1 pseudogene is annotated in these 589 nt (G+C 72.5%); it reads left to right on the top strand.

The annotated features are described in order from the left end of the window. Positions 1–477: pseudogene (locus tag CCN42_RS37515) on the top strand (reductase); the annotation flags it as partial. Positions 478–589 lie beyond the last annotated feature (112 nt).

The raw sequence follows: 589 nt of genomic DNA, 5'->3' as shown, positions 1-589 counted from the left end.
CCGGGCCCGCGGGACCTGCCCATCCAGTACATCGACGTCCGTGATCTCGCCGAGTGGATCCTCGGCGGCGTCGAGCGGGGGCTGAGCGGGCCGTACAACCTGGTCTCCCCGCAGGGGCACGCCACCATGGGCACCCTGCTGGAGGCCTGCGCGCGGGTCACCGGCGGCGGTGCCGAGCTGTGCTGGACCGGCCCCGAGGTGATCCTGGAGGCCGGGATCGCGCCGTGGACCGAGCTGCCGGTGTGGGTGCCGCCGGGCAGTGATCTGCACGACGCCCTGCACTCCTCGGACGTCTCCCGCGCGGTCGCGGCGGGCCTCGGCTGCCGTCCGGTCGAGGAGACCGTCGCCGACACCTGGAGCTGGCTGAGGTCGCTCGGCGGGGTGGCCCCGCAGCGCCCGGACCGGCCGGGCAAGGGCGTCGACCCGGAGACGGAGGCGAAGGTGCTCGCACAGGCGCACGGCCGTCAACTGCCGTAATCAGGAGACAATTTCAGCGACGTTTGAACACCCGTGGGACTCCGCCCGTATGGAGGGGAGCCGCTTCACTCCTGTCGGGCGCCTCGATGCTGCCCCGCAAGGAAGTCAGAGG

The organism is Streptomyces glaucescens, from assembly GCF_002154375.1.
In the GTDB taxonomy this organism is placed as follows: Bacteria; Actinomycetota; Actinomycetes; order Streptomycetales; family Streptomycetaceae; genus Streptomyces; species Streptomyces glaucescens.
Note: the sequence above shows the minus strand (reverse complement) of the source record. Positions and strands in the feature narration are given on the sequence as shown.